Consider the following 22,106-nt stretch of genomic DNA (forward strand, 5'->3'; position numbering starts at 1 on the left):
ATGTTTTAAAGGCCGGCTTTTTTCGATATCTCTAACATTCGATTAATAGGTTTCACCGCATCTTTCCTTATTTCTTCATCAACATCAATTGAAGGCCATTCATATTTTAGTGCATTGTATAATTTTTCCAATGAATTTAATTTCATGTATTCACAGTCATTACAAGCACAAGTTGAATCATTTGGTGGTGCAGGAATAAAAACCTTTTCAGGACTTTCTTTTTGCATTTGATGAATGATACCTGATTCGGTAGCCACAATAAACTTATTAGCGTCAGAACTAATGGAGTGCTTAAGTAAGGCAGCTGTACTTCCAATAAAATCGGCTAACAATAATAATGGTTTTTTACATTCTGGATGTGCTAAAACAACTGCATCCGGATGCTCAGCTTTTAATTCAACAATTTTCTCAACTGAGAATTTTTCATGCACATGACAGGCACCATCCCATAAAACCATTTCACGTCCCGATATACTATTCAGGTAATTTCCAAGGTTTCTATCCGGACCAAAAATAATCTTTTCGTCCTTAGGTAAACTATCTACTATATTTTTAGCGTTGGTTGATGTTACTACAATATCAGATAAGGCTTTAATCTTAGCAGTTGTATTTACATAGGTTAAAACGGTGTGATCAGGATGCTTATCAACGAAAGCTTTAAACGCTTCTGGCGGACAACTATCAGCTAAGCTACAACCCGCATTTAAATCAGGTACAAGTACCGTTTTATAGGGCGATAATATTTTAGCCGTTTCCCCCATAAAGTGCACACCGGCTAAAACAATGATTTTAGCGTCAGTTTTGGCCGCTTTTTGTGCTAAAGCTAAACTATCCCCAACAAAGTCTGCGATGTCCTGAATCTCGTTCGTTTGATAGAAATGGGCCATTATAATAGCGTCCTTCTCCTCTTTCAATCGAACAATTTCTTTTTTAATATCGATATTAGTTGGAACCGATTCGTTCACATATCCACTTTTCAACCAACTATCTTTTATATTCATATCTATATATAGAAAGTAATTTAAAAACTATAGTAATAATAATATCCTGTTAGCAAGGTTAGTATTTTTTTTTCAAAAACTTTGTTTGTAGAGTTTTTATATTGAGATCAACCTTTACTAACCATTTATTAACAAGGGTAAAACCACTTAATTTACTGATAATAATACGCTTTTTAATCCTATCAACAATTTGTTAATAGGGTTCAAATTTAATAATTTCTTTGTTTGTTAATGTTCAAAGCAGGGTTAAAAACGGTTTAAAAATCGTATCAAAATAATACGTTTACCAACAGCAATTATTCAATAGTATGCTTGTATTGTAATTATTTGATAGAAAATCAAGCATTATTTTTAAAAATTAATCAAATGCTTTTCACAAGTTTTTAACATTAAAGAACAGGTTTTTTAACATGTTTTTAAATGCGCTTAGCATCGTTATCTTTGCAAAAAAAACAACATGATATTCAAATCAATAGCATTAGCTGCCGATCATGCTGGTTACCCAGCTAAAGAGGCCATCAAAAAACACTTAATAAGCAAGGGTATTGAGGTAAAAGACTTTGGTACTCATTCAGAGGATAGTACTGATTATGCAGACTACGCCCACCCGATGGCATCGGCCGTTGAAAATAATGAATTCGAAATTGGCATTGCTGTTTGTGGTAGTGGAAATGGTATTAACATGACTGTTAACAAGCACCAGGGGATTAGAGCAGCCTTATGTTGGTCTGTTGAAATCTCTGAAATGGCAAGGTTGCACAATGATGCTAATATCTGCACTGTTCCAGGTCGTTACGTATCAGAAGAAGATGCTATTAGTATTGTTGATAAGTTTGTTAATACTGCTTTTGAAGGTGGTCGTCATCAAAAACGTATTGATAAAATACCTGTTTAAAACTATTGCCGTTGAGTAAAGTTAAATCCTTTAAAAGTGATGCCGGTATTATTGCTGGTGATTTGAATCATCGTCGTATTATTCATTTTAATATGTCGAAATACGATGCTGCAGTTACTGTTGGTAAGGCTCGTTATTCAAATCTCAAAGAGGCTAAACTAAGGGCATCTATCATAAAGGATAAGGTTATAGAATACCTACCTGATTATTTGGTTGAGTTTGAACGTAATGCTCAGAATAATGGCGCTGAAGTATTTTGGGCCGAAAATAGTCAGCAAATAATCAATCAACTAACCACTGTTTTACAAGATGAGCAAACTAAAATGCTTGTAAAAAGTAAATCAATGGTGACTGAAGAAATAGAACTCAATCATCACCTTGAAAATATAGGTATTGAATCTGTAGAAACAGATTTAGGAGAATTTATTGTGCAGGTGGCTGGTGAGAAGCCATATCATATAGTAACACCAGCCATGCACAAATCCAAGCAGAATATTGCTGAACTTTTTCATCAGCATTTTAATACCGATGAGAATTTGTCGGCGGAAGCACTCACCGATTTTGTGCGACAATTACTGCGAACCAAATTTATAAACGCTGATGTAGGTATTACCGGTGCCAACTTTCTGTGTGCCGAAGAAGGTGCTGTTGCGGTCACTGAGAATGAAGGCAATGCTTTTTTATCAGCATCTTTTCCAAAAATACACATTGTTATTGCAGGTATCGAAAAAGTAATTCCAGGAATTAAGGACTTACCTTTATTTTGGCCCTTATTGGCTTCGCATGGTACTGGTCAACAACTAACTGTTTATAGTAATTTATTTTTTGGTCCTAAGCAGACAACAGAAACAGATGGTCCTGAGCGAATGTTAATATTTTTATTAGACAACAAACGCTCCGAGGTTTATCAGAAAGATACTTTAAAGGCATCTCTAAAATGTATTCGCTGTGGTGCTTGTTTAAATGGCTGTCCTGTGTATAAAAATATTGGAGGCTACACTTATAATACCACTTATAGTGGTCCGATTGGTTCTGTTATTTCCCCTCATTTTAAAGGCTTTGATGAATATAACCACCTGAGTTTCGCTTCTTCGTTGTGTGGTAAGTGTGATGAAGTATGTCCCGTTAAAATACCATTAACTAATCTTTTATTACATAACCGGCAAAAAGCCCAGGCCAATCAATCATTTTCTGATAAAAGTATTAATACAGGGCTTTATAATACATTGTCAAGTCGTCGTACAATGAATTTATTTGGTGGTTTTGTAAAAACGTTTTTTACACGATTATTCTTTCCAAAACTAGTAGGTACACACAAAACTTTATCACCATTTGCGCCAAAAACATTTAATCAAGAGTGGAAAAAGAAGATAAAGAGATAAAGGTTTTTTAATGATTTTATTACCTTAGCCACAAACTCAATACAAATGTTATCAAATACATGTAAATATGCCATCCGTGCCGTTATATATCTAGCTGTAAATGATGAGGATGGGAAGAAGATTGGTATTAAGCAAATATCCAAAGACTTAGATATTCCTACACCATTTTTAGGAAAGATACTTCAAAGCCTGGCCAAGCAAAAATTGCTTAAAAGTACCAAGGGGCCGCATGGAGGTTTTAGTATTGGTCGTTCTCCTGAAGAAATTACATTGTTTGATATTGTTTCTATTATTGATGGTAGTGATGTATTTACCAATTGTTTAATAGGTATGCATTCATGTAAAAGTAATAGTGATGGTGGTTATGCTTGTCCTGTTCATGATCAGTACAGTTCCATCCGAAAGCAGATGTATGATTTCTTTTCAAATGAAACGATTGCAAAAATTCTTTCTAATATGGAAGAAAAATCAGATTACATTAAGCTTTAAACATTGGTTGTTTTAATGGGAATAACATCCATTTTCGTAAAAAGGTGTTATTCCTAAAAAAAGCCACAGCTACAAATGCTGAGAATATACCGCATGAATTAGCCAGCATATCCCACCAGTCTCCACTTCTGTAAGGAGTAATCGAATATTGCAGAATTTCCATCAAACCACCATAAATAAGCGGAAGAATTAAAATTTTAGAAATTCGCTTAATGGTTTTATGATGGTGAATGTAATATTCAAACATAAATATAAACCCCAGCGTGAAGTACATTAAGAAGTGAACAATTTTATCGAAATGTGGTATTATTGGCAGGTTATCGGGTTTTATGCGAGCAGTATTAACCAAGCTCAATACCGTAATAATGAAAATAATACTTAATGTTTTGTGGTATTTTTTAAAATAGTACATTTTTAATTATTAGTGTTAATAACTATTGTTTTTTTTGTTTAAAAACTGTTGATAACGCGTTAATAAAACATTGTTCCTCAGTGTTTCACGTGAAACAATCCTAGTAATGGCAGGCATTTACATACATGTTCCGTTTTGTTATACACGATGTTCATATTGTGATTTTTACAAAACCACCGATCAACAATTCAAGGACGAATATATTAAAGCTCTTTGTAAAGAAATAGAACTTAATCGTTCTTTTTTGTTAAATGAAGACATCCAAACCATTTATTTTGGTGGAGGTACACCATCTACCATAAAAGTTGAAGAGATTACAGTTATTATTAAGGCCATTAAAAAGCATTCATCTTTAAAGCATTTACAAGAGTTCACTCTTGAAATAAATCCGGATGATGTCAGTGACGAATACATTGGTGGACTTGTTGACCTTGGTGTTGATCGTTTAAGTATGGGCATTCAAAGTTTTTATGATGTTCATTTACGTAAAATGAATCGCAGACATAATGCTAAGCAGGCAAAAGAAGCCATTCGTATTGCCAAAGAAAATGGCATTACTAATTTGAGTATCGACCTCATTTACGGTCTACCATACATGACTTTTGAAGAGTGGGAACGCAATGTTCAAATGGCCATTGAAAGTGGTGTTCAGCATATTTCGGCTTATCATCTAACTTTCGAAAAAGGTACTTTGTACTATGATTACCTGAAAAAAGGAAAGTTACAGGAAGTACCTGAGGAATCGAGTGTTAAGCAATTTGATTACCTGGTTAAAGAACTTTCCTGTGCTGGTTTTGAACATTATGAGATTTCTAATTTTTCACTACCGGGTCTTGAGTCAAAGCATAATAGTAATTACTGGACTGGGCAAAAATACCTGGGATTAGGACCATCGGCACATGCTTTTGATGGTAAAAACCGTAGTTGGAATGTAAGAGATGTGAGAAAATACATTACTGCTTTAGAGGGTAATGAAACTTATTTTGAAAAGGAAGAACTCAAGGAAATTGACCGATATAATGAATTAATTATGCTCGGATTAAGAACAAAGTATGGCTTTAATATGTCGCTACTTGATGGTTTTAATACGACTATTTGCACATTCTTTAATAAGGAATTAAAGCGTCAGATTAGTAGTAATAATGTCATGCTTGAAGATGGATTCTGTAAGGTTGCTGACAATCGTAAAATGATAACTGATCGCATAATTTCTGATTTCTTTTTCGTTGATGAAGATTAAACAAAGTCTTTTAAAAATTGTCTAATCCATGAAGTAAAACCAATTCAATGGAAAATAAGGCAGGTATTAAAGCTACTTTTGGCTCTATCTTTTTAAATATATTTTTATTCGCCATTAAACTGTGGGCCGGTATTGTAAGCTCTTCTGTAGCTATTATTGCCGATGCATGGCATACATTAAGCGATAGTATTTCTTCGGTTGCAGTTCTTATTGGTCTTAAAGTTTCGGCTAAGCCAGCTGATGAGGAACACCCATATGGCCACGGACGCGCAGAAGTAATAGCCTCAATTATAGTTGGAATGTTACTGGCTATAATTGGTTTTAGTTTTCTGAAAGAATCCATTGTTAAACTGCAGACTAAGAGTGAAGTAGAATATGGAACCATTGCTGTAGTGGTTACTATTGTTTCTTTATTAGTGAAGGAATTTATGGCGCAATATTCTATTATTATAGGCAAACGAACGAATTCAAAATCGATGATAGCTGATGGTTGGCATCATCGATCTGACGCGATTTCATCATTGGTAATATTGGTCGGTATTTTTATTGGTAGATATTATTGGTGGATAGATGGTGTGCTTGGAATTATCGTTTCTTTGCTCTTGTTTTATACTACCTATTCAATTCTTAAAGAGAATATTAGTCATCTTCTTGGTGAAGGTATCGATAATGAATTAAGAGATGAAATAGTATTGTTGGCCAAAGAAGTCTCTGAATTTGAAATGTATCCACACCATTTTTTGGTGCATCAATATGGTAACCATACCGAAATGACCTTTCATATTCGATTACCCGGAACTTTAAGTATTCATGAAGCGCATGAAATAGCCACTTCTTATGAAATACTCATAAAAAAACGAACCAATATACAAGCTACCGTGCATATTGATTCGTTGGATGTATAGTTTTTTATATTAGTAATTTAGAGACTTTCCGGTAATGCTCATGAAGATATCTAAACTTCGTAACTCATTTTTTATATTAAGCAAATCTGCCAGTTTAATAAAGCCAATTTTATAACTGTACTCCTGCCCTTTGTATTCTTCGGTAATTGACTGGAAATTAAACTTGTTCAAAACTGAATCATCAGAATACCTTAGGTATAATTCTACCTGATGTTCTTTTGAGTAGTTAAAATCATTGGCGTAGTTCATTTTTTTATACTCGTAGGCATAATTGTGTGCCAATGCAGTAATGTCTGATAATACCGCAGAACCTGTTGGATGTGCCCCGGCACCTTTTCCAAACATAAACTGCTTATCGTAGGCTTTTCCTTTTATAACAACACCATTGAATTCATCTTCAACACTATAAATGTATTTATCTTTGCGCACAAAGCGCGGAAGAACAAATAAAGTAATGTTGTTGCCTTCCAGACGCTCCACCTGGCCAACGAGCTTTATTTTGTAGCGCTTTTCACGCGCATACTGAATATCAAAATCAGATATATTTGAAATACCATAGGTCAAAACATCTTCAGGATCGATAACTGAACCAAAGCTGTGTACGGTTAAGATAATGAGCTTGTATAGTGCGTCAAAGCCTTCTACATCAAATGTAGGATCACTCTCGGCAAAGCCTAAATCCTGAGCATCTTTTAAGGCAGAATCGTAAGATTGGTTGTGGTCAAATATCTTAGAAAGAATGTAGTTAGATGAACCATTTAAAATACCTGTAACAGAAAGCAGAAGGTCATTATCGTAGTATTCTTCGAGGTTACGAATCACGGGTATGCTTCCACAGGCTGATGCTTCATATAAAAGCGAAACCTTGTTTTCTTTCTGCAACTGAATCATTTCAGCCATGTTTTCGGCCAACATTTTTTTATTGGCTGATACCACATGCTTCCCTTTTTTAAGGGCTTTTTTTACAATGTGATAGGCTTCGTCAGCATTATCAATCAGTTCAACAACTGTATTGATATTCGGATCGTCTAAAATATCATCAGGATTATAACAAAAATATTGATCTGGGAGTGAACGACTTTTTTTGTTCTTAACACATATTTTTGATATTTCGGAATCGAATGCCGGACTGGTTTTTAATACTTCGTAAAGCCCCTGCCCTACTACACCAAAGCCAAACAGGCCGATGTTGAGTTTTTGCTTCATGGTTTTTTGTTTCTACGAATTAAAGGAATTCGTTGTTGGTTTTTGTTTTGCTTCACAAATGTACAGTAAATTACAAACCATCCAATGTTTGAGTGCATCAGATGGTTTGTTGTCATACTTATAATTTAGAAAAAGCTGATTCTAAATCACCTTTAATATCATCGATATGCTCGATACCAACTGATAAACGTAAAAGACCTGGTTCAACGCCTGATGCTTTTTGTTCTTCAATACTAAGTTGCTCGTGTGTAGTAGAACTAGGGTGAATAATTAATGATTTTGCATCACCTATATTGGCCAAATGACTAATGAGTGATAAGTTATTGATAAATTTATCAGCGGCAGCTGCATCACCTTTTATTTTGAAGCTCATTACTCCTCCAAATCCTCTTTTAAGGTATTTTTTAGCCAGATTGTGGTAAGGACTTGATTCTAATCCAGGGTACTTCACATAGTCAACTTGTGGATGATTCTCGAGCCACTGTGCAATCGTCAGTGCATTGCTGACATGTCTGTCAACACGTAATGATAAAGTTTCTAATCCTTGAATTAGTAAGAAAGAATTGAATGGACTTAAGGCTGAGCCATAATCGCGCAAGCCTTCTACTCTTGCTCTGATGATGAAGGCAATATTACCAAACTGGCTATCGGCACCAAATACTTCCCAGTATTTTAAGCCATGGTAACCTTCAGAAGGTTCGGTAAATGATGGAAACTTGCCATTGCCCCAATTAAAGTTACCACCATCAACAATTACACCACCAATGGATGTACCATGGCCGCCAATCCACTTGGTAGCCGACTCAACAACTATATTGGCACCATGCTCCAATGGTCGGAACAAGTAACCTGCGGTACCAAAAGTATTATCAACGATTAATGGTATTTCGTGCTTTTTAGCAATGGCTGCAATGGCTTCAAAATCAGGAATGTTAAACTGTGGGTTACCTATTGTTTCAATGTAAATGGCTTTTGTTTCGGCATCAATGGCTGATTCAAAATCCTGAGGATTATCTCCTTCAACAAATTTTACTTTAATGCCTAATCGTTTAAATTGAACTTTAAATTGGTTGTAAGTTCCACCGTATAAATACGATGTAGACACGAAATTATCACCAGCCTCCAGAAAATTGGTTAAGGCAATAAACTGTGCGGCCTGGCCCGATGATACGGCCAGTGCTCCTACTCCGCCTTCAAGTGCCGCAATACGTTTTTCAAACACATCGGTGGTTGGATTCATAATGCGTGTGTAGATGTTGCCAAATTCTTTTAAGCCAAAAAGATTAGCTGCGTGTTCTGAGTCTTTAAACAAAAACGAGCTGGTTTGATAAAGCGGTACAGCTCTCGAAAGTGTTGTTTCATCTACTTCATGACCCGCATGTAATTGTAATGTTTCAAATTTTAAATCTGACATGATATTTAGTTTTTATGGTTAATGTTTTACTTTAACCTCTACCTGTGCTCAACGCACCGGTCTGTACTAAATATTTTTTTGATTATCAGATACGATGCGTTGTGACACTTAGCGCGTCATCATCATACACATCATCATATGAGAAGCGTTCTTAAATACATTTGTTGTATTTAAGGCTGTAGAAGTAATATGAAATAATTGCTTTTTCATTGATTACAAATAAAGAGAATTTACTCTTAAATTCAAATAGATATTGAATAGTTTTTTAATTGATTTATAATAATTAGTAAATCAATGCGTTAAATTAGATGAGAGTGATAGGTGAAAAAAATATGCGTATTAACGCAACCTTATTCCCGATGTTACGTCTTAATATTTGGAATCGGGAGTTGTATAGTTGTTAATTGCTAAAATATTTAGCTAAACCCAAATTGCTATGATGACTCGAAGTTTATTAACCGTTAAACACTGGGCAAGAAGTATTGATATTCCGGTAAGATTTCTGATTTTACAGATTTTTATACTTTCAATTATTGCCTTAAGTTTGGCCTTGTAGGATTTAAAGCCAATTGAAGTATGCCAGAATCATACTCCAATTGGCTTTTTTATTTTAGTACGATGGCGGAAATGCTTCCTTGGAATTCCATAACTGCTTATTAGGCTTATTTGTCATCTCAAACTCCAATTGCCCTCCGTTAATAATTTCCTGATGAGTAATAAAACATCGCTTTAATTCCTGACCATTTAATTTGACAGATTGTATATAGATATTCTTATCTGATGTATTGGAACAGGTAATTTCAAACGATTTATTATTTGGTAGATTAATTGATGCTGAGTCCCATAAAGGTGTTCCTATTACATAAATACCATCTGCCGGATTAACCGGATAAAAGCCAAGTGAGCTTAAAGTATACCAGGATGACATTTGACCACAATCTTCGTTTCCACAATGTCCATCAGGAACTGGTGCATATTGCGTTTCCAGAATTTCTCTGACGCGTTCTTGTGTTTTCCAGGCTTTACCAAAATAATTGTAAAGATAAGCTACATGATGGCTAGGCTCATTACCATGAGCATATTGGCCAATCATACCTGTGCTAAATATCGGTAGTTTATCATCATCTTTAGGATAATACGTAAACATACTATCCAACTTTTCTTCGAAGCGATTTGAGCCGCCTGTGATATCGATTAAGCCCTGAATGTTATGTGGAACAAACCAGAAGTAGTGCCATGCATTACTTTCACAGAAATGATCGGTATAATCTTTGGCTATAAAATCACTGATAAATTTGCCATCTGCTTTTTTCGGGCGCATAAATGATGATTCATTATCGTAATGGCTTTTCCAATTATTCGCTCTTTCTAGAAAGTAGTTGTAATCATCCGTTTTGTTTAAATCTTTGGCTAATTGAGCAATGCACCAATCATCGTAGGCATATTCTAATGTTTTTGATACCGACCAGTTTTCATGGTCATAAGAAACGGGCACATAACCTAATTCGCGATATTCTTTAATACCATGTGCGTCATCCATTGCATTTGATTTACAGGCTTCAAATAACAGATCGCTATCAAATTCATTCAGTAAACCCTTAAAATAAGCGTCAACAATTACCGGAATCGCATGATAACCAATCATCATATCTGTTTCATTCCCCTGCATCGGCCATACTGGCGTAAGACCTGTTTGCTCGTAATGACTCAGCATGCTACTTACAAAATCTTTAACACGCTCAGGGTGCATGATGGTATATAATGGGTGAGCAGCCCTAAATGTGTCCCAGAGTGAAAATGTATCATACTTATCGTACCCTTCGGCATGATGATATTTGCCATCTGCACCTTTGTAATGGCCATCAGTATCACTAAACAGTGTTGGAGCCAGCATCGATTGATAGAGTGTTGTGTAAAATGTTTTTTTATTCGTCTCATTATTCGATGTTATGCTGATCTTACTCAATTCTTCTTCCCATGTGTTAGAAGCTTCCTGTCGATACCTATCAAAGTCGTTATGCGCTGCTTCTACCGTTATGCTTTTTGTTGAACCTATATTTGATGCCGACGAAACACCTACTTTAACGATAACTTTCTCCTGGTTTGAGGTGGCAAACTGCACTATTATTTTTGTGTTTTTCCCCTTTGTATTTCTGGTATTTTCCTTCTCATTGTTGTTATACAGTTCGAACGAGGTAAATGGTTTTGAAAATTTAGCCGTAAAAAACACCCGCTGATCTTTAGCCCAGCCTTTTGAGAAACGATAACCTTCAATGGTTGTATCATCAATCACTTTTAAATAAGTATCGGTTGGCGCATCCCAGTTTAAAGAGTAACCTAAGTCAATGATAAAACCTGAGTTATCATCTTCCGGAAAAGTGTATTGATGAATACCTGTTCGTTTGGTAGCAGTTAGTTCAGCATTAATACCATAATCTTGCAAAAACACTTGATAATAACCTGGCTCGGCCTGTTCATTATCATGTGAAAACGTGCTATAAGGTCGATAACCATTTTCTTTAAGTGTTTTAGTTGCTTTCGAGTTTATCGGACTAACTAATATATCATATAAGTCGCCCGCTCCTGTTCCCGTTAGGTGCATATGGCTAAAACCTGTTATAATGGTGTCTGGATAAAAATAACCTGCGATTCTATCCCAGCCCGGTATGCCATGATCGGGGCTTAACTGTACCATACCAAATGACACCGTTGCACCTGGGTACGTATTTCCAGGACCATCGGTTCCCATAAATGGATTTACAAGCGATGTAAGTCTTTCATTCTGAACTTTATTGTTAGAACATGAAACGTAAAACAAGGCAACTACAAGTATTAATATTGTGTTCGTGGTTTTCATATTAATAAATTTTAAATCAGATACTTCGTATTAAAATACAAAGAAAATATTCAGGGTGCATAGTAAAGGTAGATAGAGGTTCAAATTGGTATACTATCTATGTACTTGAAGCTATTATGAAAAGTAAATAGATGATTTTAATTAGACCGATTCTAAAATGGAGGAATTAATGTTAAAAAAGCCTTAAATAAAAGTTATCTGAATATTAATAAAATAAAAAAAATCACATCTTTGGGCTCGAATTTGGGATGTAGAATCTATGTATTATTGAAGAGGTGTTACCTCTGCTTTACAACTAATTATGAATTACTCACTTTTTGATTTATTAACCCTTATTGGTTCATTGGGGTTATTTCTCTTCGGGATGAAGATGATGAGCGAGGCCTTGCAAAAGGTTGCTGGTGATCGTATGCGAAAGATTTTATCCGCTATGACATCGAATCGCTTTTTGGGCGTATTAACGGGCTTTTTGGTAACCACTATTATTCAGTCTTCTTCGGCTACAACCGTAATGGTGGTAAGTTTTGTGAATGCCGGATTAATATCACTAGTGGAATCCATTGGTGTTATTATGGGGGCAAATATTGGAACCACCATTACAGGTTGGATGATTACTTTGCTCGGATTTAAAGTAAAAATTAGTGCTTTTGCTCTTCCTTTAATTGGTTTGGGATTACCTCTAATTTTTTCAAAAAATTCTTCACGCCGTTCTTGGGGTGAATTTTTAGTAGGCTTTGCATTACTATTTTTAGGCTTAGAATATCTCAAGGGATCTGTTCCTAACATTAAAGAGAGTCCTGAAGTTTTAAGCTTCCTTCAGCATTATACCAATTTAGGTTTTGGTTCAACACTTATTTTTCTTTTTATAGGAACTATACTAACTGTTGTAATTCAGTCATCAAGCGCAACGATGGCACTCACATTTGTTATGTGTAGTCAAGGTTGGATTGATTTTCAAATTGCTGCGGCAATGGTGATGGGGGAAAATATTGGAACAACCATTACTGCAAATATCGCTGCTGCTGTTGGTAATGTATCGGCCAAACGGGCAGCTCGAGTACATTTACTGTTTAACCTCTTAGGTGTTACTTGGATGTTAATGTTATTCCCTTGGTTCGTCGAAACAATTGATGGATTCGTTTTAAAAAGTAATGGTGTTTCACCTAGTGAGTCTGTGGCTGCTATTCCAACGGCCTTATCTATTTTTCATACATCCTTTAATGTGTTAAATGTATTGATATTCATCTGGTTTGTGCCACTTTTTAACAAAGCTGTTGTTAAAATGGTGCCTGCATCTGAAATGGAAGAAGAAGAATTTAGGTTGAAGTTTATTACCACTGGTATGTTATCGACTTCTGAGCTTTCGATTTTACAAGCTCGTAAAGAGGTTCACTCATTTGGGAAACACAGTCATAAAATGTTTGGATTCATACGTAAGCTGATGAATCAAAATAAAGACAGTAAGTTTAGTAAACAGTTTGCCCGTATTGAGAAATATGAAGGTATTTGTGATAATATAGAGGTTGAAATAGCTAATTACCTGTCACAGGTTAATCAGGGTAAATTAAGTGATGTAGGACGTAAACGCGTTCGATCTATGCTTAAGCTTGTTGATGACCTGGAAAGTATTGGAGATTGTAACTATAATCTGGCTAAGACGATTAATCGCATGCGTAATGCCAGTGTTAAGTTCGATGAGGACATACTTAAGAAGCTTGATTTAATGTTTAATTTGGTTGATGCTTCTTTAGAAGTAATGATATCGAACCTGGATGATGCCAACGAAGATATTCATTTAACTAAAGCCAAGCAGCTTGAGGATGAAATTAATAATTATCGCAATCAGCTTAAAGTGGAGCACCTTGATAATTTAAAGAATGGTGTTTATGCTTACGAAGCAGGTATTATATTTAATGATTTATTCTCGGAATGTGAGAAATTGGCTGATTATGTAATTAATGTAACGGAAGCCTTGTCAGAGGTGAATCCGCAGTAGAAGAAATATTTTACAATAGAAAATCCCGCTAATTGGCGGGATTTTTTGTTTTATACCAACTAATAAACTGTGAATTGAATACCATAGAGTTTAATTACGAAGAGCCAAAGAAGTATTGTAGTATGAAAACCTTTGTATAGCCGGACGAGAAGTATATATACGCAAAAAGGTCCGGCTGAACCGAACCTTTTTTCATCTGGATTTTATCTGATATAAGGGAAAGGGCTTAACTTTCACGTGTTAAATATATATAAAAATGTCATTCGTGATTCATATCGTTTAAGAAAAAATAAGATGTAATTAACTCAGAGTTAATATATTGGATTGTAGTATTCTACAAATCTAGAAACTAACCCCTAAAAAGTAGATGTAAAAAATTGTTAAAATATATTTTATAAAGATTAACCCCTTAGAATTTTACAATATTGACTTTAAAAGAGGTTTTTTGTAAGATACCCCCTGTTTGAGCTTGGAATTTGAATAATTATCGAAATAGCTTATTTATACTGATTCAAAACAAGACTTATTCCGAATATGGAAATTTTATATCTTTCACCATCACTTGTAAAGTAGTAACACCATTATAGACATTTTCTTCAACCGTGTAACAGATATCAAATGGGTCGTTTGATTTGATGCTATCAATAATACTTCCCATGGAAAAAGCGATACCTTGTTTGATGGCCGCTGAATGTTCTTCTATAATCTCCAATTTAAGATGATCGCGATCTTTACCAACACATTTACTGGTACCATAATCGAATACACGTTCAGAAGAAAATGTAGGTTTCATGTTTCCAGGACCAAATGGTCGGAATTGTTTCAATATGCGATAGAACTTAGAATTGATATCTTTCAAGTGTAATTTTGAATCAATTTCAATTTGTGGAATTAGTTGCTCTGGTAAGATATTATCTTCTACAAACTGCTCGAAACGACGCTGGAATTCAGGTATGTTTTCAATCTTTAAAGTGAGACCGGCTGCGTACATATGACCACCAAAGTTTTCGAGTAAATCACTACATGACTCAATGGCTTTATACAAATCGAAGCCATCAACAGAGCGTGCACTGCCGGTGGCAAATCCCTTTGATTCTGTTAGAATAACCGTTGGACGATAAAAGGATTCGGTAAGACGAGAGGCCACAATACCTATCACTCCTTTGTGCCAGTCTTTATTATAAAGTACGGTTGATTTTTTGGCTAATAATTCAGGATTCGTTGCAATTAAATCGTGTGCTTCAACGGTAATGCTTCTATCCAGATCTTTACGTGTTTCGTTGCATTCGTCAATATCTTTACTCATTAAGCCTGCATTACCCGAATCACGACTAACCAGCAAGTCTACGGCATCGCTTCCTGCATCAATTCGGCCAGCCGCATTAATGCGTGGGCCAATTTTAAATACAATATCACTGATGGTAATTTCCCGGCCTTCCATACCGGCAATTTTAATGATGGATTTTAAGCCAATACCCGGATTAGAATTTAGTTTTTCAAGACCATAATAGGCTAAGATGCGATTTTCGCCTACGATGGGAACAATATCTGATGCAATACTTACAGCTACTAAATCAACTAAATCATATAGCTGCGATTCCTTATAATCATTGTATCGACAAAAACCTTGCATTAATTTAAATCCAACACCGCATCCCGATAGGTTTTTATCAGGATAATTACAATCCGGACGTTTTGGATCGAGACAAGCTGCTGCATTTGGTAAAACATCACCTGGTGTATGGTGGTCGCAAATAACAAAATCAATGCCTTTTTCACGGGCATAATCCATTTTTTCAACAGCTTTAATACCGCAGTCAAGCGCTATTACGAGGGTGATACCATTGTCGGCTGCAAAATCAATGCCTTTGTATGAAATACCATAACCTTCTTCGTAACGGTTAGGTATATAATAATCAATTTGATTGTAGTGAAGGCTTAAGAAGGAGTAAACCAATGATACACTGGTAGTACCATCAACATCGTAATCGCCATAAATAAGAATTTTTTCATTGTTATCGAAAGCCTTTACAATGCGGTGAACCGCCTCTTCCATATCCTTCATTAAAAAAGGATTATGAAGGTCAGTTAGTTTGGGACGAAAAAAAGCTTTAGCCTCATCGTAATTGGAAACTCCTCTTTGTACAAGCAGGTTTGCCAATACACGATTGATATGTAATACCTCTGATAAGTGATTGATTGTTTCGTCATCACTTTCGGGTTTTATGCTCCACCTTTTTTCCATCTCCCTGTTTTAGCCCATTTAAGAGCATAAATTTTTCGAAAATTTATCTTAAATCAAAAGCCGAAAGTGCAATTGTTAATAAAAATTAATTTCCAATGATTAATAAATAACGCTATGTTATTTGTGCTCACTTATTTAATTGCCATTCAAAAAGATCAGATAATTTGCCAAGCAGATTGTCTTTTACCTCTTGCATGTCTAGTTTTCGACCTAATTCCTTTTCCATAGATGTAACACCCTTATCAACAAAACCACATGGATTTATATGATTAAAATACGATAAGTCGGTATTGATGTTTAATGCAAAGCCATGCATAGATACATAACGGCTGGCTTTTACGCCTATTGCACAAATCTTGCGCGATTTTCCAGGTATTTGCGTATCTATCCATACACCAGTGGCTCCGTCAAGGCGCTCGCTGGTAATGTTATAGTCGGCCAATGTTTGAATAATGGCTTCTTCTAATTTATGAATATATGTTTTAACCGTTAAGTCTAATGCTTCTAAATCAAGAATTGGATAACCTACTAGCTGCCCCGGTCCGTGATAAGTGATATCTCCTCCCCTGTTTATTTTGTAAAATGTGGCATTTATCTGTTTTAGAAACTGATCGTTTATCAGCAAATTGTTTTGCACACCACTTTTACCCAAAGTATATACATGTGGATGTTCTACAAATAACAAATGGTTGGTAATCTGTTTTTCATCTTTAGGATTATCGCGATTGTGTAGTTTTACATCAACAACTTCAGAAAATAATTTCTCCTGATAGTCCCAAACGTCTTTGTAGTCGCTCGAACCAAGGTCTTTAAATACGGTATGTTTGTTGTCCATTATTGGTTTTTTAAAGCATTAATGTGTTTCTCGGCATGGTATGATGATCTCACCATCGGGCCGCTTTCGACGTATTTAAAACCCTTTTCGAGGCCTACTTGTTTATATTTTTCGAATTGTTCGGGGCTTACGTACTCAGAAACAGGTAAGTGGTTTTTTGTTGGTTGCAGGTATTGGCCAATGGTCATAACGGTTACACCAGCCTCAAGCAGATCATCCATGGTTTCAAAAACCTCTTCTTCTTTTTCGCCCAAGCCAAGCATAATACCCGACTTGGCTACCATGCCACCATCGGCAATGTATTTTAAAACCTTTAAGCTTAAATCATATTTAGCTTTGGTTCGTATTTGTGGTGTTAATCGACGAACAGTTTCCAGGTTGTGCGAAATTACTTCGGGTTTGGCATCCATAACTTGCTGAATCAAGTGGTGTAAACCGTTAAAATCTGGTATTAGCACTTCCATTGTAGTATTCGGATTCAGTTCTTTAGTTTTGGTGATGGTTTGTGCCCAAACACCAGCACCTCCGTCTTCCAAATCATCGCGATCGACCGAGGTGATAACGGCATGCTTTAACTTCATGATTTGAATTGAGCGTGCAATGCGCAACGGCTCTTTAATATCAACGGCATCGGGCTTACCTGTTTTTACATTGCAGAACTTACAGGCGCGGGTACAAATATCACCCAATATCATAAAAGTAGCAGTTCCAGCAGCCCAGCATTCTGCCGCATTTGGACATTTACCACTGGTACAAATAGTGTGCAGTTTATTATCGCGGATGGTATTATGCATCCATTTATAATCACTAGTATTAGGGAGTTGTATTTTAAGCCAGTCTGGTTTTACTATTTTGCTCTTAATCTTCACCATGCTATCTTCTTATTTAAGCCTTTACATTGCGGCAATATTACTTAAAAAATATGGTCTAAAAAATGAGGGTTATTTCGATTTTCGAAAGTTGAGTATCATTCTGAATTTCAACCTACCGAATCAGAACAGCGGATTTCGAACATTGTTCATCATGGTTAAACGTAAAATGCTACTGTTTGGTCAATAAAACAGGCCTTATTTTCAGCTATGTTTCGATAACGCTCTTTATTGATGCAACGGTATTTACCATTCTAGTAAGCAAAGTAATCTATAGCTCATTTTATGATAGAAATGGCATAATGTGTTGCACGACATATGTAAAACTGACTTTTGTTATGTCATAAGTCATCCCATTTTATTTATCTTGCGACACTTCAAAATAAAAAAACAACCGATAGAAACTCAATAATATAAATTAACGACAGATGAGACAATTTTTATTGCTTTCGTTGGCCATGGTATTTGCTTTTAGCGCATGCCAGTCGCCACAAAAAACAGAAACAAGCGTGGAAAACCCGTTTTTTAGTAAGTATGATACGCCCTTTAATGTGCCTCCATTTGAGCAGATAAAGCCAGAGCATTACATGCCGGCAATTGACAAAGCGATGGCGGAACACAAAGCTGAGGTAGACGCGATTATTAATAATACAGAAGCACCGTCATTCGAAAACACCATTGTGGCTTTAGATGAAGCTGGTAAGATGTTATCAGAAGTGATGTCGGTGTATTACAGTTTAAAATCGGCACATGGTACTGAAGGTATTATGGCTATTGCTTCCGAAGTTGGAAAAAAGATGAGCGCACATGGTGATGACATCAGCTTAAACCCAGCTTTATTTGAAAGAGTGAAAGCTGTTTATGAGCAAAAAGATGCTTTAACTTTAACAGGTGAGCAGCAAATGTTGCTAAAAGATACTTACAAGGGATTTGTACGTAGTGGTGTTAGTTTAGAGGAAGATGAGAAAGTGGAGTTAAGAAAAATCAACTCGCGTCTTTCAGAACTTTATAACTCATTTTCGACCAATGTTTTGAAAGAGACTAACAACTTTAAGTTAGTGATTGAGAATAAAGCTGATTTAGCTGGTTTGCCTGAGTCATCAGTAATTGGTGCTGCCGAAACGGCTAATGAAATGGGAATGGAAGGCAAATGGGTATTCACTACTCAGAAGCCAAGCATGTTACCATTTTTATCATATGCTGATAAGCGTGATTTACGAGAGCAGTTATACAAAGGTTACTTCATGCGTGGCAACAATGGTAACGAGTTTGATAACAAACTAATTATCGAAGAGATTGTAAACCTTCGCGTTAAGAAAGCCAACTTGTTAGGGTATAACAACTATGCCGATTATGTATTGGAAGAGCGCATGGCTAACACAACCGATAAAGTATATGGTTTGCTTGAGGAGCTTTGGGCTCGTGCTATTCCAGTGGCTAAGAAAGAGCTTGCAGATATGCAAAAAATCATCGACCGTGAAAAAGGTGGTTTCGAATTAGCTTCTTGGGATTGGTGGTACTATGCTGAGAAAGTACGTCAGGAAAAATACAATCTGGATGAGAATGAAGTACGTCCGTATTTTGAGTTAAACAATGTACGTGATGGGTCTTTTGCTGTTGCTACCAAGTTATGGGGACTTCAGTTTGAAGAAATCACCACTGAGTTTCCTAAGCCTCATGCCGATGCACAGGTTTTTAAAGTAACTGAAGCTGACGGTTCGCACAAAGGTATTTTATACATGGATTGGCATCCACGTGCCACTAAGAAGCAAGGTGCATGGTGTGGTGTTTTCCGCAAGCAACATCGTGAAAATGGTGATAATGTACCTCCGGTAGTTACGATCGTATGTAATTTTTCTAAACCTGTGGGGGATAAGCCAGCTTTATTAAGCTTTGATGAAGCTTCTACCTTGTTCCACGAGTTTGGGCATGGTTTACACCAGCTCTTGAGTGATTGTAATTACAAAGGCCTGGCAGGTACTTCGGTTCCTCGCGATTTTGTTGAATTACCATCGCAGGTAATGGAAAACTGGGCCGGTGATGCTGAAGTAATGAAAGAATATGCTCGTCATTACAAAACAGGTGAGGTTATTCCTGATGAGTTAGTTGAGAAATTAAAGAATAGCGCACACTTTAACCAGGGCTTTGCCACAACTGAATACTTAGCTGCTGCTTTGTTAGATATGAATTACCATACACAAACAAAAGAGCAGAAACTTGATGTGAATAAGTTTGAAGAAGACTATTTAGCCGGTATTGGTTTAATGCCAGAGATTATTTCACGTTATAAGTCAACTTACTTTATGCACATTTTTGCCAGTAGCGGTTATACAGCCGGATACTACAGCTACATTTGGTCGGCTGTGCTAGATGCTGATGCTTTTGAAGCATTTAAAGAAACCAGCTTATATGATCAGGCAACAGCTACTTCGTTTCGTAAAAATATCCTTGAAAGAGGAGGTACAGTAGAAGCGATGGAGATGTATAAGAACTTCCGTGGTCGTGAGCCGAAAATTGAAGCATTGCTTCGTCAGCGAGGATTAGATTAAGAACTCTCATATCCAATCAACAATAACTGAAATGGCCACCTTGTAATGAGGTGGCCATTTTTATTGAATAGAAATGACTGTTGATTAAAATTACATTACTTACAAATTCAAATGAGTGATAATGTACTAGTTGTTTGTGTTTGATAAATAGCCCCTTATAAACGACAGATGGCTGCATGTTTTTGATTGTATCCCTAAAGAAAATGACGATTACCCATTTATTTTTGATGCATTTCCAATAATAAACGGCTCACTCCCACACAAAAATGACAAAGTACCTGTCATCAATGAAAGTATTGTGGGTATGAGTCAAAAAATTGTGGTCATGAATGATTTTTACGTGGTCATGAATGATTTCTGAATGGGCATGAGTGATTTACAGAAGGTTGCACATGATTTTTATGCGGTTATCAGTCATTAATTTTAGGGAAAGTGTGATTAAAAAGGCGTTATCTGTCAAAAAAATGAGGTTTAGTTTCAGAAATATCGGGTTTTGCGTCATTTATATGTCGTCATTAATGACATTTTTGAGGTAATAAATGATTCTTATGTAAAAAATAAGATTTCTATATGGTCAACTAAGAGAAATGCCAGGGAAATGACGATAAATTGATGTTCATGAATAAAAATCAGGCCATAATCCGATGAATGTTAAAGCTCATTAATGATTTCGGTATAGTGTTAAAGCAATTATTGTTTGGCATTAATCACTTATCTTTGCAATGCTTAATTTTGACTTAGAAGTATTTCGATGAACGACCAAAAAACCACTAACAGATTATTACTAATACTAGTCATTCCTTTTATTTTCTACCTGCTAAAAGTCCTCTCTTTTATATTTGTGCCGTTGGTAATGGCGATGTTTATTTCTTTGTTGTTTCTGCCAATCATGCGATGGTTATCAAAAAAGAAAGTACCAAAAGCCATTAGTATTCTCATAGTTGTGATGATGATAACGGGCATTTTTAAGGTTGGTGGCGAACTGATTAAATTATCCAGTCAGGAGATTCTTTCGGCTGACAATCAGTTTTTTCAAATGGCGGAAGAAAAGCTGGTTGGTGTTATTGTTTCTATTGAAGATTTCTTTGGTATTACACGTGTACAGGGCGAAACGGTTTTCAGTCATTACTTTAAGGGTAATAACATGCTGAATAATATAAGCATGACCATTGATTTTATTGGCAGTTCATTGTCACTAACACTGACCACTGCCTTTTTTGTGGTATTGCTACTAACGGGGTCAATGAATTTTCAGAAGCTCATGAACTCTACTTTGTTTAAAGTGAAGTATTCATCCGTTAAAGCCTTTCGTCAGGTTGAAAAGGACATCATTAAGTTTGTACAGGTTAAGTTTGTCATTAGTCTGTTAACCGGACTTGGCTTTAGTTTGGCTTGCGTATTTTTCGATGTGAGCTTTCCCATTTTCTGGGGTTTGTTTGCCTTTGCCATCAACTTTGTTCAGATGATCGGCTCCATTGTTTCGGTGGTTTTACTTTCTTTATTTGCGCTCGTGGAATTAGATCCGACAGGCACCTTGCTGTTTTTTATATTGACAATTATAGCAGTACAGGCTGTAATGGGTGGCGTGCTAGAGCCTGTTATGATGGGGAAAACCTTTTCGGTTAACGTCATTGTCATTTTGGTGATGTTAATGCTGTGGGGTTATATATGGGGAATACCGGGGTTAATACTCTCTATTCCTTTAACTGTATTTGCTAAAATTTGCCTCGACCAGTTTCCACGCTATAAAGTGATTTCAAGCATTATTAGTGGGAAGAATTAATATAACTATAATAAGGTTAGTTGTAATG

At 36.0% G+C, this 22,106-nt stretch carries 16 protein-coding genes; 8 read left to right on the forward strand and 8 right to left on the reverse strand.

Annotated features, from left to right (window positions below):
* Window positions 1-5: 5 nt before the first annotated feature.
* A complete protein-coding gene (nadA, locus tag JIV24_RS04570) occupies window positions 6-1,001 on the reverse strand; it encodes a quinolinate synthase NadA (protein ID WP_200463834.1) in 996 nt (331 codons plus the stop codon).
* Between the two features lie 457 nt (window positions 1,002-1,458).
* On the opposite strand from nadA, the gene rpiB reads away from it, so the two are divergent.
* From rpiB to JIV24_RS04585, 3 genes are read left to right on the forward strand one after another with little or no spacing between them, the layout of a single operon-like run.
* Window positions 1,459-1,896: a ribose 5-phosphate isomerase B gene (gene rpiB / locus JIV24_RS04575; protein ID WP_200463835.1), complete on the forward strand. Its 438-nt coding sequence runs from the start codon at window positions 1,459-1,461 to the stop codon at window positions 1,894-1,896.
* A gap of 11 nt (window positions 1,897-1,907) precedes the next feature.
* A complete protein-coding gene (locus tag JIV24_RS04580) occupies window positions 1,908-3,278 on the forward strand; it encodes a lactate utilization protein B (protein WP_200463836.1) in 1,371 nt (456 codons plus the stop codon).
* Between the two features lie 45 nt (window positions 3,279-3,323).
* On the forward strand, window positions 3,324-3,767 hold the full coding sequence (locus JIV24_RS04585) for an RrF2 family transcriptional regulator (RefSeq protein ID WP_200463837.1): 444 nt from the start codon (window positions 3,324-3,326) through the stop codon (window positions 3,765-3,767).
* Here JIV24_RS04585 and JIV24_RS04590 read toward each other — a convergent pair.
* Complete coding sequence (locus JIV24_RS04590; RefSeq protein ID WP_200463838.1) at window positions 3,757-4,179, reverse strand: VanZ family protein; 423 nt, start codon at window positions 4,177-4,179, stop codon at window positions 3,757-3,759. The genes JIV24_RS04585 and JIV24_RS04590 overlap by 11 nt on opposite strands.
* Before the next feature lie 106 nt (window positions 4,180-4,285).
* On the opposite strand from JIV24_RS04590, the gene hemW reads away from it, so the two are divergent.
* Both hemW and JIV24_RS04600 read left to right on the forward strand, forming a co-directional pair.
* Window positions 4,286-5,419, forward strand: a complete 1,134-nt coding sequence (gene hemW / locus JIV24_RS04595; RefSeq protein ID WP_200463839.1) for a radical SAM family heme chaperone HemW — start codon at window positions 4,286-4,288, stop codon at window positions 5,417-5,419.
* Between the two features lie 47 nt (window positions 5,420-5,466).
* Window positions 5,467-6,324, forward strand: a complete 858-nt coding sequence (locus JIV24_RS04600) for a cation diffusion facilitator family transporter (protein ID WP_200463840.1) — start codon at window positions 5,467-5,469, stop codon at window positions 6,322-6,324.
* 9 nt (window positions 6,325-6,333) lie between these two features.
* Here the strand turns inward: JIV24_RS04600 and JIV24_RS04605 are convergent, their stop codons facing one another.
* From JIV24_RS04605 to JIV24_RS04615, 3 genes are all read right to left on the reverse strand, one after another.
* Entirely contained in the window at window positions 6,334-7,530 is a 1,197-nt protein-coding gene (locus JIV24_RS04605; protein ID WP_200463841.1) for a homoserine dehydrogenase, read from the reverse strand.
* A gap of 118 nt (window positions 7,531-7,648) precedes the next feature.
* Window positions 7,649-8,944, reverse strand: a complete 1,296-nt coding sequence (locus JIV24_RS04610) for an O-acetylhomoserine aminocarboxypropyltransferase/cysteine synthase family protein (RefSeq protein ID WP_234445707.1) — start codon at window positions 8,942-8,944, stop codon at window positions 7,649-7,651.
* A gap of 610 nt (window positions 8,945-9,554) precedes the next feature.
* A complete protein-coding gene (locus tag JIV24_RS04615; RefSeq protein WP_200463842.1) occupies window positions 9,555-11,801 on the reverse strand; it encodes a GH92 family glycosyl hydrolase in 2,247 nt (748 codons plus the stop codon).
* Between the two features lie 301 nt (window positions 11,802-12,102).
* Between JIV24_RS04615 and JIV24_RS04620 the strand changes: the two genes are divergently transcribed.
* Complete coding sequence (locus JIV24_RS04620; RefSeq protein ID WP_200463843.1) at window positions 12,103-13,797, forward strand: Na/Pi cotransporter family protein; 1,695 nt, start codon at window positions 12,103-12,105, stop codon at window positions 13,795-13,797.
* Window positions 13,798-14,320: 523 nt separating this feature from the next.
* On the opposite strand, the gene recJ is transcribed toward JIV24_RS04620, so the two are convergent.
* The 3 genes from recJ to lipA form a co-directional block, all read right to left on the reverse strand.
* Window positions 14,321-16,042, reverse strand: a complete 1,722-nt coding sequence (gene recJ, locus JIV24_RS04625; RefSeq protein WP_200463844.1) for a single-stranded-DNA-specific exonuclease RecJ — start codon at window positions 16,040-16,042, stop codon at window positions 14,321-14,323.
* 127 nt (window positions 16,043-16,169) lie between these two features.
* Window positions 16,170-16,877: a lipoyl(octanoyl) transferase LipB gene (gene lipB, locus JIV24_RS04630; protein ID WP_200463845.1), complete on the reverse strand. Its 708-nt coding sequence runs from the start codon at window positions 16,875-16,877 to the stop codon at window positions 16,170-16,172.
* Complete coding sequence (gene lipA / locus JIV24_RS04635; RefSeq protein ID WP_200463846.1) at window positions 16,877-17,749, reverse strand: lipoyl synthase; 873 nt, start codon at window positions 17,747-17,749, stop codon at window positions 16,877-16,879. The genes lipB and lipA overlap by 1 nt, the downstream gene beginning before the upstream one ends.
* A 425-nt stretch (window positions 17,750-18,174) precedes the next feature.
* Between lipA and JIV24_RS04640 the strand changes: the two genes are divergently transcribed.
* A complete protein-coding gene (locus JIV24_RS04640; RefSeq protein ID WP_200463847.1) occupies window positions 18,175-20,295 on the forward strand; it encodes a M3 family metallopeptidase in 2,121 nt (706 codons plus the stop codon).
* Window positions 20,296-21,046: 751 nt separating this feature from the next.
* The gene (locus tag JIV24_RS04645) at window positions 21,047-22,078 is read left to right on the forward strand and encodes an AI-2E family transporter (protein ID WP_200463848.1); all 1,032 of its coding nucleotides are present in this window, start codon (window positions 21,047-21,049) and stop codon (window positions 22,076-22,078) included.
* Window positions 22,079-22,106 lie beyond the last annotated feature (28 nt).

This window comes from Carboxylicivirga marina (genome assembly GCF_016612505.1).
GTDB lineage: Bacteria > Bacteroidota > Bacteroidia > Bacteroidales > Marinilabiliaceae > Carboxylicivirga > Carboxylicivirga marina.

What these genes read in the sequence shown, in the direction of transcription:
- rpiB (WP_200463835.1), top strand. Translation starts at nt 1,459, where the DNA reads ATGATATTCAAATCAATAGCATTAGCTGCCGATCATGCTGGTTACCCA.
- JIV24_RS04645 (WP_200463848.1), top strand. Translation starts at nt 21,047, where the DNA reads ATGAACGACCAAAAAACCACTAACAGATTATTACTAATACTAGTCATT.
- lipA (WP_200463846.1), bottom strand. Translation starts at nt 17,749, where the DNA reads ATGGTGAAGATTAAGAGCAAAATAGTAAAACCAGACTGGCTTAAAATA.
- JIV24_RS04615 (WP_200463842.1), bottom strand. Translation starts at nt 11,801, where the DNA reads ATGAAAACCACGAACACAATATTAATACTTGTAGTTGCCTTGTTTTAC.
- lipB (WP_200463845.1), bottom strand. Translation starts at nt 16,877, where the DNA reads ATGGACAACAAACATACCGTATTTAAAGACCTTGGTTCGAGCGACTAC.
- JIV24_RS04585 (WP_200463837.1), top strand. Translation starts at nt 3,324, where the DNA reads ATGTTATCAAATACATGTAAATATGCCATCCGTGCCGTTATATATCTA.
- JIV24_RS04640 (WP_200463847.1), top strand. Translation starts at nt 18,175, where the DNA reads ATGAGACAATTTTTATTGCTTTCGTTGGCCATGGTATTTGCTTTTAGC.
- hemW (WP_200463839.1), top strand. Translation starts at nt 4,286, where the DNA reads ATGGCAGGCATTTACATACATGTTCCGTTTTGTTATACACGATGTTCA.
- JIV24_RS04605 (WP_200463841.1), bottom strand. Translation starts at nt 7,530, where the DNA reads ATGAAGCAAAAACTCAACATCGGCCTGTTTGGCTTTGGTGTAGTAGGG.
- JIV24_RS04620 (WP_200463843.1), top strand. Translation starts at nt 12,103, where the DNA reads ATGAATTACTCACTTTTTGATTTATTAACCCTTATTGGTTCATTGGGG.
- nadA (WP_200463834.1), bottom strand. Translation starts at nt 1,001, where the DNA reads ATGAATATAAAAGATAGTTGGTTGAAAAGTGGATATGTGAACGAATCG.
- JIV24_RS04610 (WP_234445707.1), bottom strand. Translation starts at nt 8,944, where the DNA reads ATGTCAGATTTAAAATTTGAAACATTACAATTACATGCGGGTCATGAA.
- JIV24_RS04590 (WP_200463838.1), bottom strand. Translation starts at nt 4,179, where the DNA reads ATGTACTATTTTAAAAAATACCACAAAACATTAAGTATTATTTTCATT.
- JIV24_RS04600 (WP_200463840.1), top strand. Translation starts at nt 5,467, where the DNA reads ATGGAAAATAAGGCAGGTATTAAAGCTACTTTTGGCTCTATCTTTTTA.
- recJ (WP_200463844.1), bottom strand. Translation starts at nt 16,042, where the DNA reads ATGGAAAAAAGGTGGAGCATAAAACCCGAAAGTGATGACGAAACAATC.